The sequence below is a fragment of the Citricoccus sp. SGAir0253 genome, from assembly GCF_005877055.1.
Lineage (GTDB): Bacteria > Actinomycetota > Actinomycetes > Actinomycetales > Micrococcaceae > Citricoccus.
In genome coordinates this window covers 421,390-435,891 of sequence record NZ_CP039424.1, presented here as the reverse complement: position 1 = coordinate 435,891, position 14,502 = coordinate 421,390, and the positions used below count along the sequence as shown (strand labels likewise).

Here is a 14,502-nt window from a genome sequence, read left to right as displayed (position 1 = left end):
TCAGCGCGCCAGCCGCACCACCACGCCGCGCTCGTAGGCGCGGGTCTCCACCACGCGGACCGAGCCCGGGCCGCGCCCCGCGGCGAAGGCCGCGACCAGCTCCGCCTGGGCGGTGGTGCCCAACTGGAGCAGCGCGGAGCCGCCCTCGGCGAGGTGGGCGTCGATGACCTCCACGCACGTGCGCGCGAGGTCGAGGCCGTCGTCGCCGCCGTCGATGGCCAGCACCGGGTCCTCGGGGAACGTCGAGGTCTCGGCCGAGCGCACCCACGGCGGGTCCGCGATGACGAGCGCGAACCGCTCGCCGGGCGCCAGCGCCTCGTCGATCCGCGCGAGCCGGAACTCCAGCCGGGAGGCCAGGCCGTTGGCCGCCGCGTTCGCCCGGGCGAACTCCTCGGCGGCCGGGTTCACGTCCACCATGACGAGGTCCCGGTCCGTGTCCCGCACCGCGCCCAGGCCGATGTGCCCGACGCCGGCGCACAGTTCCAGCACCGGGCCGGCCGGCGCCGCGGCCAGCAGCTCGGCCGCCCAGGCCGACTGCGCCTCGGTCCACGGCCGGGGCTCCAGGACGCGGCGGTCATAGGCGATGTCCAGGCCGCAGAAGGTCAGCCGGGACTCCGCGTGGGGGGCGTCGGCGGTCGCGGGGGTCATGGCCTGCACCGGCCGGGTCCGGGAATGCTCATGTCCTGCATTATGTCCCACGCGGCCAAGCGCCCGCTGGCGTCACGTACACGAGGGAGGCGGGGACACGCCGCCGCCGGCACCCTCCGTCGTGCACGTGACGCGGGTGGGCACCGCCGCCGGGCCCTATCGACGGCGCCGGGGCCGGGCCTAGCCTGTACCCCATCCGGCGGAGGGTGCTGAGATGACGGTTGACCGAGACGTGGAGGGCTGCGGGTCGTCCATCGGGCGGATGGCCTGCCGCCGCGCGGCCGGGTCAGCCGCCGTCCGCGCGCGTCCGTTCCTGGCCCTGGCCCTGGTCGCGACGGTCCTCGGCCTGGCCGGGTGCGATTCCGGCGGGGACTCCGCCCCGCCGGACGAAACGTCCGGCGAGACCGCCACGGTCGCGCCCTCGAGGACGGAGGGACCGGGCGACGCCGGGACACCACCTCCGGCCGCCTCGCCGTCCGCCTCACCATCCGTCTCCGCTTCCGCCGAGCCGTCCGGCGCGAACGGCGCTCCCGAGGCGCCGGTGGGTGCGGAGGCCCTACGGCCCTGGCTGGAGGAGTGTGAAGGGGCGGCGGAGGACGCCGACCTGCCCGGAGAGGTCGTCTATCCGCAGTCGCTGCCCTCCGAGGTGAACGATCCCGCGACGTACCAGGCGGCCGTCGTGCTCGAGCAGTCCGGCCGCTCCCCGGAGGAGGCCATCACCAATCCGGACGGCGTCACCACGCAACAGGGCATTCGCGTCCAGTGCATCGTCGGCGCCCGCCTGCTGCCCGTCGGGGAGGACGTCACGGTGGAGGGCGACCCGGGGACGATCGAGAGCGACTGGGTCAACCGCCGGTTCACCGCGGACGGGACGGTGGACTGGTCTTGGGCGGTGACGGCCACCGTCCCGGAGGACCAGCAGGTCCGGCTCCAGCTCCGGCCCGCCCTGTCGATCGACGACGGGGCACGGACGATCACCTCCGACTCCGTGCGGACCTACGTCTCCACGGTGCAGGTCTCGGCCACGATGGTCGAGCGGGTGGCCTACTGGTTCGACACCCAGTGGCCCCTCATCGTGGGCGTCGCCGGCCTGCTCGCCGTCGCCGTGCTCGCCGTCCTGAAGTGGGGCCGGGACCTGGCCGCAGCACGGCCGGGCCGGGACCGGGGGAAGCGGAGCGGGCCCGAGATCACCAAGGACGCCCCGGACGCGGACGCCCCCTCCGGCCGGAACGGGTGAACGGCGGGAGAGGGCGAACCGGTCCGGCGCTCCCGGCTGGAGACCGTCGTCTCGAGGACCGGCACCGGGTCGCCGACCGCGACCTGCAGGGCTGCGGCCTCCTCAGCGTCAGCTCCCGGGGCCAGCCGCTGCCCGCCCCCCGGGGTCACGTACACGACCGACGTCGCGACACGCCGCGCCGGGCTACCTCCATCGTGTACGTGGCTGCCGTGAGGGAGCGCGCCGGACCCGTCGGTGACCGCGTCCCGAGCGCACGGTGAACACTCCCGGAACACCGCGTGGCCCGCGGCATGGCGGGGACCGGCTCCCCCGGCGCCCCTCCTACCGTCGTCGGGTGACCCACCGGAACCCCTGCGCCCACGGGCGCCGCCGCGCCCTGTCCTCCGCCGTCCTCGCCGGCGCCCTGCTCGCCACCGGCCTCGGGGCCGGTCCCGCCACCGCCGGCCCGACGACGACCGCCTCCGCCGCGGTGGACGCACCGTCCGCCGCGGTCCCGGCGGGCGCCGGGCCGGGCGCGGCCGCAGCCCGCACCTCCCCTGCCTCCACCCTCCCCGACGACGCCACGGAGCGCCGCCTGGCCCCGGGCGTGACCCACGCGCGGTTCACGCTGGGCGAGGCCGGGACGACCTACCCGTGGACCGTGCAGGTGACCCTGCCCTCCGGACGGGAGGGCGTGGCGGACTCCGCAGTGTCGACGCGGGAGACCGCCGAGCAGGTCGCCGCCGAGCTGCGCGCGGCCGGCCTGGAGGCCCGTGCCGAGGCCGTCGAGGCGGATCGGCTCGCCGACTCCGGCGGGTACCTCGGTCACCGCGTGCGCGTCGGGGACCACGCCACGAAGGAGGACGCCACCGAGGTCCAGCGGCAGGTCACCGCCGCGACCGGCCACGCCGCGGGCACCTGGTACACCGGCTGGGACGGCGACGCCGCCCCCGTCGCCGAGGCCGGGCCCGTCACCGTCAACGTGCTCACCGTGGACCCGCGGCGGTTCCGCGGCGACGTGGAGGCCACGTTCGGCGCGGACCTCGAGCGGACCGAGACGACCTCTGCGCTGGCCGAGGGCGCGATCGCCGGGGTGAACGCCGGGTTCTTCGTCTACGGCGAGCAGCACGGCGCCCCCGGCGACCCCGCCGGCGCCGGCGCCTACGACGGGAGGATCCTGTCCGAGTCCGTGGGCGATCGCCCCGCCCTCGTGATCGACGGGAGCGGACGGCCGCGCATCGAGCGGCTGCGCTGGGAGGGCGAGGCCACCGCCGGGTCCACGGAGGTCGCCCTGGACGGCATCAACCGCGTCCCGGGGCTGGTCCGCAACTGCGGTGGCACCGGCGACACTCCCACCGACGCCCCGCGGCACGACGTCACCTGCACCGACGCCGACGAGACCGTCGTCTTCACCCCGGAGTTCGGTGCGTCCACGCCGGACGGACCGGGACTGGAGGTGGTCGTGGATCGCCGCGGCGCCGTCGTCGAGGTCCTCGGGGAGCGGGGCACCGCGCTCGAGGCGGGCCAGTTCTCCCTCCAGGCCACGGGCACCGACGCCGAGGCCCTGCGGACGCTCGCCGGGCACGGGCGCGGAATCCGGTTCACCCAGGACTACCGGGACGCCGACGGCCGGACGCTGCCGATGACGCCGGGCACCCAGGTGGTCAACGGCGGCCCCAACCTGCTCACGGACGGCGAGCGGGACGTCACCGCCGCCCGGGACGGCATGGTCCACCCGGAGAACCCGGGCATGTTCTACGGCTGGGTGCACCAGCGCAACCCCCGCACGATCGCCGGGGTGGACGCCGAGGGCCGGCTCGTCCTGGCCACCGCCGACGGCCGCCAGGCCGACTCGGTCGGGCTCAGCATCTCCGAGGCGGCCGACCTGGCGGAGCGGCTCGGCCTCCGGGACGCGATCAACCTCGACGGCGGCGGCTCCACGGCCATGGTCGTCGGCGACGCGCTGGTGAACGCCCCCTCCGGCGGTGCGGAACGCGCCGTCGGCGATGCCCTCGTGATCCGGGGCCGCTGACGCGGGCGGCGCGGCGGGAGGATCGGCGGGCGGACCGGCCTCAGCCGTCCCCGTCCGCCGCGTCCGCGGGCGCCGACGACCGCGGCACCCGCCTCGGCGCCGGCTGCGGATACGGCGTCTCGCCGCGCTCCAGCATGCCGACGAGCCTGGCGAGCCGGTTCGCGCGGCTGGCCGGGCTCGGCGCGGTCCGGACACGGTGCAGCACGGCGTACCGGTTCTGGCCGGTGAGCCCCGCGAAGGCCTCGCCGGCCCGGGGCGAGGCCGCGAGGGCCGCGGCGAGGTCCTCGGGCACCTCGGCGGTGGCCGGGCCGGCATAGGCGCGGTCCCAGCGCCCGTCCGCCCGGGCCCGGTCGATCTCCGCCTGCCCCCGCGGGCGCATGCGCCCGGCCCGGACCAGCTCCTCCGCCCGGGCGATGTTGCGCTGCGACCACAGGGAGGCCCGGCGCCGCGGGGTGAACCGCTGCCGGTAGGTGCGCTCGTCCACGGACCGCGCCTGCCCGTCGATCCATCCGCTGCACAGGGCCTCCTCGAGGGCCTGCGCGTAGGTCAGCGTCGTCGGCGTGGTCGTGTCCTTCTTGGCCAGCAGCAGCCAGACGCCGTCCTGCTCCTCCTCGTGCGCGTCCAGCCACGCCCGCCAGGCGGCGGCGTCCGGCACGGTCAGGTCCAGCGCGGTCCTCGCCATCGTCACCTCCATGCTCCCGGCCCCGGCCCCGGCCCCGGCCAGCATCCGCCCCGGGGCGCGGGCACCACAAGGCCCGGCCTCCCCGCCCAGCCCCCTTCCCGGCCCGCTTCCCGGCCCGCGTAGGCTTCGGCCATGGAGCGCACGGAGGACGGCCGGTACATCGTGGTCAACGGCCGCCGGTGGCGCGCCACCGATCCGGAGCTGTCCGAGGAGACGGCCGCCCGCCTGCGCTCGCACCTGGGCCGGGCGCGCTCGGCGGTGCGCACCGCCGGGTCCGACGCCGACCGGCGCGCCGCCCGGGACCGGGTCCAGCTGGCGAAGGAGGGCCTCGGTGAGCGCGGCGACGCGTGGTGGGACCTGGGCGTCGCGCAGCGGCGGGCGCGGGCGGAGGACCGGTTGGAGCAGCTGGACACGCTCGCCCCGGGCTAACCCGCGTCCGTCCCACGCCTCGGAGTCACGGGGTGCCCACGAGGCAGTCACGTGCACGATGGATGTCGCGACACGCCGCCGCGAGCACCCTCCATCGTGTTCGTGACCGGGGGGTGGGGCGCGGCGCGGACGGCGCGGGCGACTCGACCGGGCGTCACCCGGCGGCCTCGCCCCGCTCCTCCGGACCGATCCAGCGCAGCCCCTCGTCGAGGTCGGCGCGCCGCAGCGCCCAGCCGTCCCGGACGAGGTCCTGCGCCATCGCCCACGGGTACCGGTCGGTCGCCCGGGGCATCAGGTGCGCGGCCCGCCGCAGGTAGCCGGAGTCCAGGGCGGACATCAGCGGGTGGGAGGGACCGACGTCGGCCGGGACCTCCGGGACCACCGCGTCCAGGTGCCGGTCGAGCAACCGGCGGAGCACGCGGGCGATGAACCGGGCCGCCAGGTCCGAGCGCAGGGTCCAGGACTGGTTGAGGTAACCGATGCAGAACGCGAGGTTCGGTACCCCGCTGAGCATCGCGCCGTAGTAGGCGTGGCGCGAGGACGGCTCGACGGCGGCCCCGTCCACGGTGAGACCGACGCCGCCCAGGAGCAGCAGGGCCAGGCCGGTGGCCGGGACCACGACCTCGGCCTCCACCACCGTGCCGTCGGCCAGCCGGACGCCCTCCGGCACGCACCGGTCCACCTCGCCCGTGACGACGTCCACCCTGCCCGCCCGGATGGCGGCGTACAGCTCGCCGTCCGGGTCCACGCACAGCCGCTGGTCCCAAGGGTCATAGGGCGGCGTGAAGTGCTCGTCGACGAGGGCCTCCGAGCCGAGGGCGTCCACGGCGCGCCCCCGCAGGAGCCGCCGCATCAGTCGCGGGGCGCGGCGGCAGGCACGGTACAGCGCCCACTGCTGGGCGGCGTTCCTCGCGCGCACGGCCCGGTGCGCCACCGGCCCCGGCAGCACGCGGCGGGCGGCCTCCGCCACGGCGTCGCGGCGGGGCAGCGGCAGGACGTACCCCGGGGTGCGCTGCAGCATCGTCACCCGGGCGCCGGCCGCGGCGAGGGCGGGCACCAGGGACACGGCGGTGGCCCCGGAGCCGATGACGGCGACGCGGCGGCCGGTGACGTCGAGGTCCCGGGGCCAGGACTGCGGGTGCGCCACGGTGCCGGCAACGTCCGCCAGCCCCTTGATGCCCGGGTCGTGGGGGCGGTCGTAGTCGTAGTAGCCGGTGCACAGCACGATGAACCGTGCCGCGTACCCCTCCGGCCCGGCCCCGGTCACCGCGTCCACCCGCCACCGGCGCTCGGCGGAGGACCAGTGCGCGGCCGTGACCCGCGTGCCCGTGCGCACGAGGCGGTCCACGCCGGTCCGCTCGGCCGCCTCGAGCAGGTACCGGCGGATCCGCTCCCCCTCGACGATCGAGTCCGGCCCCGTCCACGGGTGGAACGGGAAGGCCAGGGTGTACATGTCCGAGTCCGAGCGCACGCCCGGGTAGCGGAACAGGTCCCACGTCCCGCCGATCCGCTCTCGGGCCTCGAGCACCAGGACGGACAGCTCCGGGCACGACCGGCGGATCCGGTGGGCGGCGTCGATGCCGGAGAGCCCGGCCCCGACGATGAGCACGTCGGCGTACTCCGCCGCTGGCTGGGGCGTCATGGGTCCATCCTCCCCGGCACGGGCGCGCGGCGCGAGGGGACCGCGGGATCCCGGCGGCGGCGCGACCGCCCCGCGGCGAGGGCCGCGGCGAACGCCGGACGACAGTAGACCGGTTAGCGATCAGTAACTAGGCTGGGCGGCGCCGCCTCTTTGTGAGCCACGTCACCCGTCAGGAGATCGCCCATGACCGCCCAGCCCGCCACCGCCCCCTCCGAGGACCACGGTCCCACCGGCACCCCGCTCCTCGAGGAGACCATCGGGCAGAACCTGGCCCGCACGGTGGAACGCTTCGGCGATCGCGAGGCCCTCGTGGAGGTCCAGACCGGCCGGCGGTGGACCTACGCGGCGTTCGCGGCCGACGTCGCGAAGCTGGCCACCGGCCTGCTGGAGGCCGGGCTGCAGCCCGGGGACCGGCTCGGGATCTGGGCGCCGAACGTGGCCGAGTGGGTGCTGGTGCAGTACGCGACGGCGCAGGTCGGCGTCATCCTCGTGAACATCAACCCGGCGTACCGGCGCGAGGAGCTGAGGTACGCGCTGGACCAGTCGGGCATCCGCGCGGTGGTCGCCGCGCCCTCCTTCAAGACCTCGGACTACGAGCGCATGCTGGCGGACGTCCGGGACGACTGCCCGGAGCTGCGGGACGTGGTCATCCTCGGCACCCCCGCGTGGGAGGCGCTGGCCGGGACCCCCGCGGACGAGGAGCGGCTGGCGGCCGTGGCGTCGACCCTGCGCCCGGCGGACCCCATCAACATCCAGTACACCTCCGGCACCACCGGCCACCCCAAGGGCGCCACGCTCACCCACCGGAACATCCTCAACAACGGCTACTTCGACGGCGAGCGCATCCGGTACACGGAGGCCGACCGCATCTGCATCCCGGTGCCCTTCTACCACTGCTTCGGCATGGTCATCGGCAACCTGGCGGCCACCTCCCACGGGGCGGCCATGGTCATCCCCTCCCCCGGCTTCGACCCCGCCGCCACCCTGCACGCCGTGGCCACCGAGCGGTGCACGTCCCTGTACGGGGTGCCCACCATGTTCATCGCCGAGCTGGGCCTGCCGGACTTCGGCTCCTACGACCTCTCCAGCCTGCGCACCGGGGTCATGGCCGGCTCGCCGTGCCCCGAGGCGGTCATGCGCGAGGTGATCGGGAAGATGCACATGACGGAGGTGACCATCTGCTACGGCATGACCGAGACCGCCCCGGTGTCCATCCAGAGCTCGACGACGGACAGCCTGGAGCGGCGCGTGACCACCGTGGGGCGGGTGGGCGACCACCTGCGGATCCGGATCGTGGACCCCGCCACGGGCGAGGTGGTGCCGCGCGGGGAGCCCGGGGAGCTGCAGACCCACGGCTATGCCGTCATGTCCGGCTACTGGAACGACCCGGCCAAGACCGCCGAGGCGATCGACCCCGAGGGCTGGATGCACACCGGGGACCTCGGCGTGATGGACGAGGAGGGCTACGTGCGGATCACGGGCCGCATCAAGGACATGGTGATCCGCGGCGGGGAGAACATCTACCCGCGCGAGATCGAGGAGTTCCTCTACACCCACCCGGACATCGTCGACGCCCAGGTGGTGGGCGTCCCGGACGAGAGGTACGGCGAGGAGCTCGTCGCCTGGGTCCGGTTGCGCGAAGGCGCCGAGGCCCCGACCGCCGAGTCGCTGCGCGAGTTCTGCGCCGGGCGGATCGCCCACTACAAGATCCCCCGCTACGTGCAGGTGATCGACGAGTTCCCCATGACGGTCACCGGCAAGGTGCGCAAGGTGGACCTGCGGGCGCAGGCCCTGGACCTGCTCGCCCAGCCCGAGGGCGCGGCGGGGCGGTAGGTCCCGGCGCCGGCCGGCCGGGTCCGCCGGGAATCCGGCCGCCGGCGGCTGGTGGCGGGAGGGCCGGCTGGGAGAATCGGGGCATGGTCACCCTCCAGGTGCTCGGGACGATCCCCTACGCCTCCTACGAGGCGGTCCTGGGCGAGGCGTCGTACTGGCTGCACCTCACCGATCGCGGCGACGGGTTCGGCATCCTGCGCCACGGCCCGCACCCCGACCGGGTCCTGCGGATCGCCGCGGGCCGCGTGCGGCCGGAGGCCGGCGAGCTCGGGGCCGCGGAACGGCAGGCCCTCGAGGACGCGGCGGCCCAGCTGGTGGCCCGCGCCCGGGGGCGGGAGCACGAGGCCCTGCACGACGTCGGCCAGTGGGGCGCGGCGATCGGGCGGACGTTCCGGGTGCGCGGCGCGCCCCCGGTCGCCGCGGCGGACTGGCCCGGGGTCATGTTCACCCCGGTCGAGGCCCGCCTGTTCCTCCCGTACGACGGGGAGGGCGAGCTGGTGCTGGTCGGCGACGGCTACGGCGAGCAGGACCACTCCGTCCACGCGGTGCACTGCCTCACCGGCCACGCCGAGTCCCACGCGTCGGCCTCCGCCGCGCGGGTCCCCGAGTGGTTCGGGCCGGCACTCCGGGAGGCCGCCCGGGCCGCCGCCGAGTACCACGGCCGCCTGGCCGGCGGGCGGGGGCGGTCGACCGACTGACCGAGCCCAGCGCACAGGGAACAGGGCACAGGCGAGGGGATCAGCAGGCCAGGCGAGGGACCAGGGCGCGCCCGGGCCGCCCCGGAGACGGGAAGGGCCCGGATCCACGAGACGTGGATCCGGGCCCTTCCGCGATCTCGGTCGAGATCATGGGGTGGAGCCTAGGGGAGTCGAACCCCTGACCTTTTCATTGCGAACGAAACGCTCTACCAACTGAGCTAAGGCCCCGCGGCGCCGGGGAGGTGCCCAAACGCGCTCCCCCATCATACGCCGTCGGGGGCCCTTCTCCCCAAATCGAGCCGCACGACCTCTCCGAGTCCCCGAAAAAAGCACGCTGACATGGGAGGATGACGAACCCCCGCAGACCGGGTTTGCAGTTGCGCATGCAAACATGAGATGGTTACCCGGCTGGCCGAGCGCCAGCACCGATGTGTGTGAGCCCCGCAGGGCGCGTGCGAGAGCGCGCCGGCCCGCTTGTGCGGCTCCCGTCGGTGGCGGCCCGCGAGGGCCTGCCGGACCGGTCCCCGCGGACCGGCCCAGGCGGCCGCGAGGCCGCCGCTCGCGGTCCGAGGGGGATGTCGCCCCGCACGGGAAGGCGTCGTCGGACCGCTGTCATTGTCGCCGACGGAAAGGGATGGGATGCCACCCCAGCAGGAGATCAACCAGCTCGGAATCGTGGCAGTCGTGGTGCTGCTGCTCGTGTTCTACGGCGGAACGATGTGGATGTCCCTGGGCATCAGCCGCAAGAAGGAGAACGCCGACGGCTACATGACCGCCGGCAACAAGATCGGCTTCGGCATCTCGGCCGCGTCCATGACGGCCACCTGGATCTGGGCGTCGTCCATGTACGCCTCCGCCACCGCCGGCTACACCTACGGGGTCTCCGGCCCCATCCACTACGGGCTCTGGGGAGCCCTGATGATCCTGTTCATCTACCCGTTCGGCAAGCGGATCCGCAAGGTCGCGCCGAAGGCCCACACGCTCGCCGAGGTCATGTACGCCCGGCACGGCCGTTCCTCCCAGCTGATGCTGGCCGGCTCCAACGTCCTGGGCTCCCTCATCTCCCTGACCTCCAACTTCATCGCCGGTGGCGCGCTCATCGCGATGCTCTCGCCCCTGAGCTTCGGGGCCGGCATCGTCATCATCGCCGGCGGCGTGCTGCTCTACACCCTGTGGTCCGGGTTCCGCGCCTCCGTGCTCACGGACTTCGCCCAGGTGATGTTCATGCTGGGCGCCGCCGTCGTGGTCATCCCGGTGGTGTTCTTCGTGGCCGGCGGCCCGGGCATGTTCGAGGCCGGCGTGGCCGCGGGCAACGTGACCCCGGAGCAGGGCAACTTCTTCTCCTCGGACGCCTTCATGAACCAGGGCGCGCCGTACATCGCCGCCGTCCTGGCCTACGCGATCGGCAACCAGACCATCGCCCAGCGCCTGTTCTCGGTCCGCGAGGACCTCATCAAGCCGACCTTCGTCACCGCGACCGTGGGCTACGGCGCCACCGTGATCGGCGTGGGCATGCTCGGCGTCATGGCCCTGTACCTGGGCGTGGAGCCGCTGGGCGGGGACGTCAACAACCTCATCCCGCAGATGGCCGGCACCTACCTCGGCCCCATCCTGCTGGCCCTCGCGTTCCTGATGATCATCGGCGCCCTGTCCTCCACCGCCGACTCGGACCTGGCGGCCCTGTCCTCCATCGTCATGGCGGACATGTACGGCCAGTCCGTGGGCAAGGGCAAGGCCAACCCGAAGACCATGCTGCTCATCGGCCGCATCAGCATGATCGTGGCCACCGCCGCGGCGCTGTACTTCGCCACGAGCCAGTTCAACATCCTCGACCTGCTCGTGTTCGTCGGCGCCCTGTGGGGCTGCCTGGTGTTCCCCGTGATCGCGTCCTTCTACTGGCCGAAGGTCACCAACGCGGCCTTTACCGCCGCCGTGATCGCGGCCCTGGTCGCGTTCCTGCCGGTGCGCTTCGAGTGGATCCCGTTCACCGGTGCCACGGGCTTCGCCGTGGAGCTGCTGGCCACCGTCGGCATCGGCGTGGTGCTGGGGATCATGGCGTTCGGGTTCTTCGGCCTGAAGCCGGCGGTCATCGTCGGCGCCCTGGCCACCGTGGTCGCCCTGCCGTTCACGCTCTTCTTCCTGCGTGACTACACGGTCCTCTCGGCCTCGCTGGTCGCCTACTCGGTGTCCTTCCTGGTCTGCTACCTGATGTCCTTCCGCTCGAAGCGGGACTTCGACTTCAGCACGATCAAGGACCTCACCGGCGACTTCGACCCCGAGACCGTCCAGGACGAGGCCACCCCGGCCGGCGCCAGCCTCGCCGGCCAGGGCGCCGCCCCGACCGCCCGCAACGACTGACCGAAAGGACCACCATGACCGTCGCACTGACGCTGTACGTACTGATGTGGCCCGTGATCGTGGCCGTCATCCTGTTCCTCATCGCGCGCGGGTTCTTCCGCGACGTCTCCGAGGCGAAGAAGGAGGGCCGCCCGGTCATCTGACCCGGACACCCCCTCCCCCGTCACTTTGCGGGCAGAACCGACCGGTCGGTTCTGCCCGCAAAGTCGTCAAGGGGCGGTTCCGCGGCCCGACGGCGGGGCGTCACCTCCCGTGGGTGGCGCCCCGCCGTCGTCGCCTCCGGCCACCTCCACACGCCCGACGGCCGCCTCCGCGTTCCCGGCGGCGGCCCCCGCACGATAGCCTCGTCCCCTCCGGAAGGGACGGCCCATGTTCGAGACCCCCAGCGTCGCCTTCGTCGCGGCGGGCGCGGCCGTCTTCGCCGCCGCGGTCCTGCCGCGGCTGCTGCGCCGGGCCCCCGTCTCGATGCCCATGGTGTTCCTCGCCGCCGGGGCGCTGGCCTTCGGGCTCATCGACGAGCTCCCGACCCCGGACCCCATCGCCCACCGCGAGGTCGCGGTCCACCTGACCGAGGTCTGCGTGATCATCTCCCTCATGGGCGCAGGCCTGGCGCTGGACCGTCCCCTGGGCTGGCGGCGGTGGGCCACCACGTGGCGGCTGCTGGGGATCGCCATGCCGCTGTCCATCCTCGGGCTCACGCTCCTGGGGCTGTGGGTGCTGGGCCTCGGCCTGTCCGCAGCGCTCCTCGTCGGGGCCGCCCTCGCCCCCACCGATCCCGTGCTGGCCTCCGAGGTGCAGGTCGGCGAGCCGGCCGACGAACAGGACGAGGGCGGCGAGGACGGCGAGGGATCCGGCCCGGGCTCGCCGCTCGAGCGGGAGGACGAGCTGCGCTTCGGCCTGACCTCCGAGGCCGGGCTCAACGACGGGCTGGCCTTCCCGTTCGTCTACCTCGCCATCACCCTCAGCCTGGTCGGCACCTCCCCCGCGGCCTGGTTCCCGCAGTGGTTCGCCGTGGACGTGCTGTGGCGGATCGCCGTCGGGGTGCTGCTGGGGGTGGGCACCGGGAAGCTGCTGGCGGCGGTGTTCTTCTCCTCCCGGTTCGGCCGCCACCGGCTGGCCGAGCACTCGGAGGGGTTCGTCGCGCTGGCGGCCACCTTCCTGGCCTACGGGGCCGCGGAGGCGGTCGAGGGCTACGGTTTCGTCGCGGTGTTCGTCTGCGCCGTGACCGTGCGCGCGGCCGAGCGGACGCACGGCTACCACCGGGTGCTGCACAGCTACGTCGAGCAGCTCGAGCGCCTGCTGACGGTGGTCATCCTCGTCCTGCTCGGCGGCGCCATCTCCCGCGGCCTGCTCGCGGAGGCCGGATGGCGCGAGCTGGCCGTCGCCCTGGCCGTGCTGCTCGTGGTGCGGCCCCTGGCCGGGTGGCTCGGACTCGCGGGGGGGAAGACCGGCCCGCGGGAGCGCGCCGCCACGGCCTTCTTCGGCATCCGCGGCATCGGCTCGCTGTACTACCTCGCCTACGCCCTCGGCGAGGGGGACTTCGGCGCCACGAGCGACGACCTGTGGGCCATCGTGGGCCTGGTCGTGGCCCTGTCCATCGTGGTGCACGGCGTCACCACCGGACCGGCCATGACGCTGCTCGACCGGTACCGCGAGCGCGAGGCGGCCCGGCGCTTCGGCGACCCGGGACAGGCGCCGAACACGGCCGTCTGACCCGCTCCCTGCCGCTGTGCGGGCGCTGCCTTGCGAGCAATGCTTTGCGGGCACTACCGACCGGTGGGTATTGCCCGCAAAGTCATCATGGGGGCCGGTGCCCCCGGCCCGACGGCGGGGCGTCGCCCCCGGGTTCCCCCGGCCCGACGGCGGCCGCGCACCGGGCGGCCCGCGGTCAGTTCCCGGGCGGGGCGCAGGTCCAGTCGAGCCCGGGCACGGCGGAGCCCTCCGTGCACGCGGCGCCGACGCGGTCGCCGTCCTGCAGTTCGCCGCCCTCCCAGGCCACGGCGAAGGGCATCTCGGCGATCTTCAGCCACCGCTGGCCGTCCACGGTGCCCGTCGCCTCCACGAAGCCGGAGGCGTGGTACAGCCCCTCGGCGGTCAGGGACACCACCACGCCGATGATCCCGCCGACCACCAGTACCGCGGAGAGCAGGGTGGCCATGGCCAGGCCCACCCGGTTCCCGGCCGCGGTCCGTCCCGCGTCCGCCCGCTCCCCGCGCACCGCGGCGAGGAACTGCGGCACCACCACCGCGGCGGCGACCAGCCCCAGGACGGCGGCGATGGCGCACAGCACGAGCAGGGTCCAGTCGGGGGCGGAGCCGGTCTGCTCGAGCTGGATGTCGTAGGTTCCCATGGTTCCCTCCGGGGTGGCGTGGTCTGCGGGTCGGGGCGGTCGGTGGGCGAGGTGGTCAGCGGTGCGGCCCCGCGGCGCCGGCGCCCCGGGGCGCGGTGCTCAGCGGTTGAGGAAGTGCACGAGGGCACCGAGGGCGAAGGCCGAGGCCGCCAGGGCGGCGCAGGCGAACTCCACGAGGATCCCCGCGCCCATGGACTTCAGCGCCTGCCACGAGGAGCGGGCGGCCGCGCGCACGTCCCGGCGCCGGACCAGCTCGGCGGCCAGCAGGCCGCCGGCGAAGCCCACGAACAGCCCGACCACGGGGATGAGGAACATCCCGACGACGGCCCCGGCCACGCCCACCAGGACGGGCCCGTGCGGGATGCGCTCGCGGCGCATGGTGCGGCCGGTCAGCACGGCGGAGGCGCTCATCCCGGCCACGGCCAGCCCCACGCCGACCACGGCGGCCGTCCACGCCGCCGGGGAGCCGAGGATCCACGCCCAGGCGATGAGCGTGATGATCGCCAGGATGGAGCCGGGCAGGATCGGGAAGACCGTGCCGAGCACGGCGACGGTGAGCAGCAGGCCGGCGACGACGGTCGTGATGATCTGGAGGTCCACCCCCTCAGTATGCG

The 14,502-nt window shown here is 74.5% G+C and carries 13 protein-coding genes and 1 tRNA gene; 8 read left to right on the top strand and 6 right to left on the bottom strand.

All coding sequences use genetic code 11. The features are described from left to right. Positions 1-648, bottom strand: a complete 648-nt coding sequence (locus E7744_RS01955; protein ID WP_137772670.1) for a methyltransferase — start codon at positions 646-648, stop codon at positions 1-3. 214 nt (positions 649-862) lie between these two features. Between E7744_RS01955 and E7744_RS01950 the strand changes: the two genes are divergently transcribed. Next, a complete protein-coding gene (locus E7744_RS01950) occupies positions 863-1,885 on the top strand; it encodes a hypothetical protein (RefSeq protein WP_137772669.1) in 1,023 nt (340 codons plus the stop codon). Positions 1,886-2,219: 334 nt separating this feature from the next. Continuing rightward, positions 2,220-3,896: a phosphodiester glycosidase family protein gene (locus E7744_RS01945; RefSeq protein ID WP_210417142.1), complete on the top strand. Its 1,677-nt coding sequence runs from the start codon at positions 2,220-2,222 to the stop codon at positions 3,894-3,896. 40 nt (positions 3,897-3,936) lie between these two features. On the opposite strand, the gene E7744_RS01940 is transcribed toward E7744_RS01945, so the two are convergent. Continuing rightward, positions 3,937-4,578 (bottom strand): YdeI family protein, encoded by a 642-nt coding sequence (locus E7744_RS01940; protein ID WP_137772668.1) that lies wholly within the window; start codon positions 4,576-4,578, stop codon positions 3,937-3,939. A 132-nt stretch (positions 4,579-4,710) separates the two neighbouring features. Here E7744_RS01940 and E7744_RS01935 point away from each other — a divergent pair, with 132 nt between their 5' ends. Then, positions 4,711-5,007 carry a biopolymer transporter Tol gene (locus E7744_RS01935; protein WP_137772667.1) on the top strand — a complete coding sequence of 99 codons (297 nt, stop codon included), beginning with the start codon at positions 4,711-4,713 and terminating at the stop codon, positions 5,005-5,007. A gap of 154 nt (positions 5,008-5,161) precedes the next feature. On the opposite strand, the gene E7744_RS01930 is transcribed toward E7744_RS01935, so the two are convergent. Continuing rightward, entirely contained in the window at positions 5,162-6,649 is a 1,488-nt protein-coding gene (locus E7744_RS01930) for an NAD(P)/FAD-dependent oxidoreductase (protein ID WP_137772666.1), read from the bottom strand. Between the two features lie 183 nt (positions 6,650-6,832). Here E7744_RS01930 and E7744_RS01925 point away from each other — a divergent pair, with 183 nt between their 5' ends. Beyond that, positions 6,833-8,482, top strand: a complete 1,650-nt coding sequence (locus tag E7744_RS01925; RefSeq protein WP_137772665.1) for an AMP-binding protein — start codon at positions 6,833-6,835, stop codon at positions 8,480-8,482. A gap of 83 nt (positions 8,483-8,565) precedes the next feature. Then, complete coding sequence (locus tag E7744_RS01920; protein WP_137772664.1) at positions 8,566-9,180, top strand: hypothetical protein; 615 nt, start codon at positions 8,566-8,568, stop codon at positions 9,178-9,180. A gap of 155 nt (positions 9,181-9,335) precedes the next feature. Here E7744_RS01920 and E7744_RS01915 read toward each other — a convergent pair. Continuing rightward, a tRNA-Ala gene (locus tag E7744_RS01915) sits at positions 9,336-9,408 on the bottom strand. Between the two features lie 411 nt (positions 9,409-9,819). Between E7744_RS01915 and E7744_RS01910 the strand changes: the two genes are divergently transcribed. From E7744_RS01910 to E7744_RS01905, 3 genes are all read left to right on the top strand, one after another. Further along, on the top strand, positions 9,820-11,538 hold the full coding sequence (locus E7744_RS01910; protein ID WP_137772663.1) for a sodium:solute symporter family protein: 1,719 nt from the start codon (positions 9,820-9,822) through the stop codon (positions 11,536-11,538). Between the two features lie 14 nt (positions 11,539-11,552). Further along, positions 11,553-11,681, top strand: coding sequence for a putative transporter small subunit (locus tag E7744_RS15915; RefSeq protein WP_210417141.1), 129 nt, complete (start codon positions 11,553-11,555; stop codon positions 11,679-11,681). A gap of 226 nt (positions 11,682-11,907) precedes the next feature. Then, a complete protein-coding gene (locus tag E7744_RS01905) occupies positions 11,908-13,251 on the top strand; it encodes a sodium:proton antiporter (protein ID WP_137772662.1) in 1,344 nt (447 codons plus the stop codon). Positions 13,252-13,426: 175 nt separating this feature from the next. Here E7744_RS01905 and E7744_RS01900 read toward each other — a convergent pair whose 3' ends face one another. After that, on the bottom strand, positions 13,427-13,888 hold the full coding sequence (locus E7744_RS01900; protein ID WP_137772661.1) for a hypothetical protein: 462 nt from the start codon (positions 13,886-13,888) through the stop codon (positions 13,427-13,429). A 99-nt stretch (positions 13,889-13,987) separates the two neighbouring features. Continuing rightward, a complete protein-coding gene (locus E7744_RS01895; protein ID WP_137772660.1) occupies positions 13,988-14,488 on the bottom strand; it encodes a DUF456 domain-containing protein in 501 nt (166 codons plus the stop codon). Positions 14,489-14,502: the final 14 nt, after the last annotated feature.

Coding starts and splice junctions, on each gene's coding strand:
- E7744_RS01955 (WP_137772670.1), bottom strand. CDS start 648: ATGACCCCCGCGACCGCCGACGCCCCCCACGCGGAGTCCCGGCTGACC.
- E7744_RS01950 (WP_137772669.1), top strand. CDS start 863: ATGACGGTTGACCGAGACGTGGAGGGCTGCGGGTCGTCCATCGGGCGG.
- E7744_RS01940 (WP_137772668.1), bottom strand. CDS start 4,578: ATGGCGAGGACCGCGCTGGACCTGACCGTGCCGGACGCCGCCGCCTGG.
- E7744_RS01935 (WP_137772667.1), top strand. CDS start 4,711: ATGGAGCGCACGGAGGACGGCCGGTACATCGTGGTCAACGGCCGCCGG.
- E7744_RS01930 (WP_137772666.1), bottom strand. CDS start 6,649: ATGACGCCCCAGCCAGCGGCGGAGTACGCCGACGTGCTCATCGTCGGG.
- E7744_RS01925 (WP_137772665.1), top strand. CDS start 6,833: ATGACCGCCCAGCCCGCCACCGCCCCCTCCGAGGACCACGGTCCCACC.
- E7744_RS01920 (WP_137772664.1), top strand. CDS start 8,566: ATGGTCACCCTCCAGGTGCTCGGGACGATCCCCTACGCCTCCTACGAG.
- E7744_RS01910 (WP_137772663.1), top strand. CDS start 9,820: ATGCCACCCCAGCAGGAGATCAACCAGCTCGGAATCGTGGCAGTCGTG.
- E7744_RS15915 (WP_210417141.1), top strand. CDS start 11,553: ATGACCGTCGCACTGACGCTGTACGTACTGATGTGGCCCGTGATCGTG.
- E7744_RS01905 (WP_137772662.1), top strand. CDS start 11,908: ATGTTCGAGACCCCCAGCGTCGCCTTCGTCGCGGCGGGCGCGGCCGTC.
- E7744_RS01900 (WP_137772661.1), bottom strand. CDS start 13,888: ATGGGAACCTACGACATCCAGCTCGAGCAGACCGGCTCCGCCCCCGAC.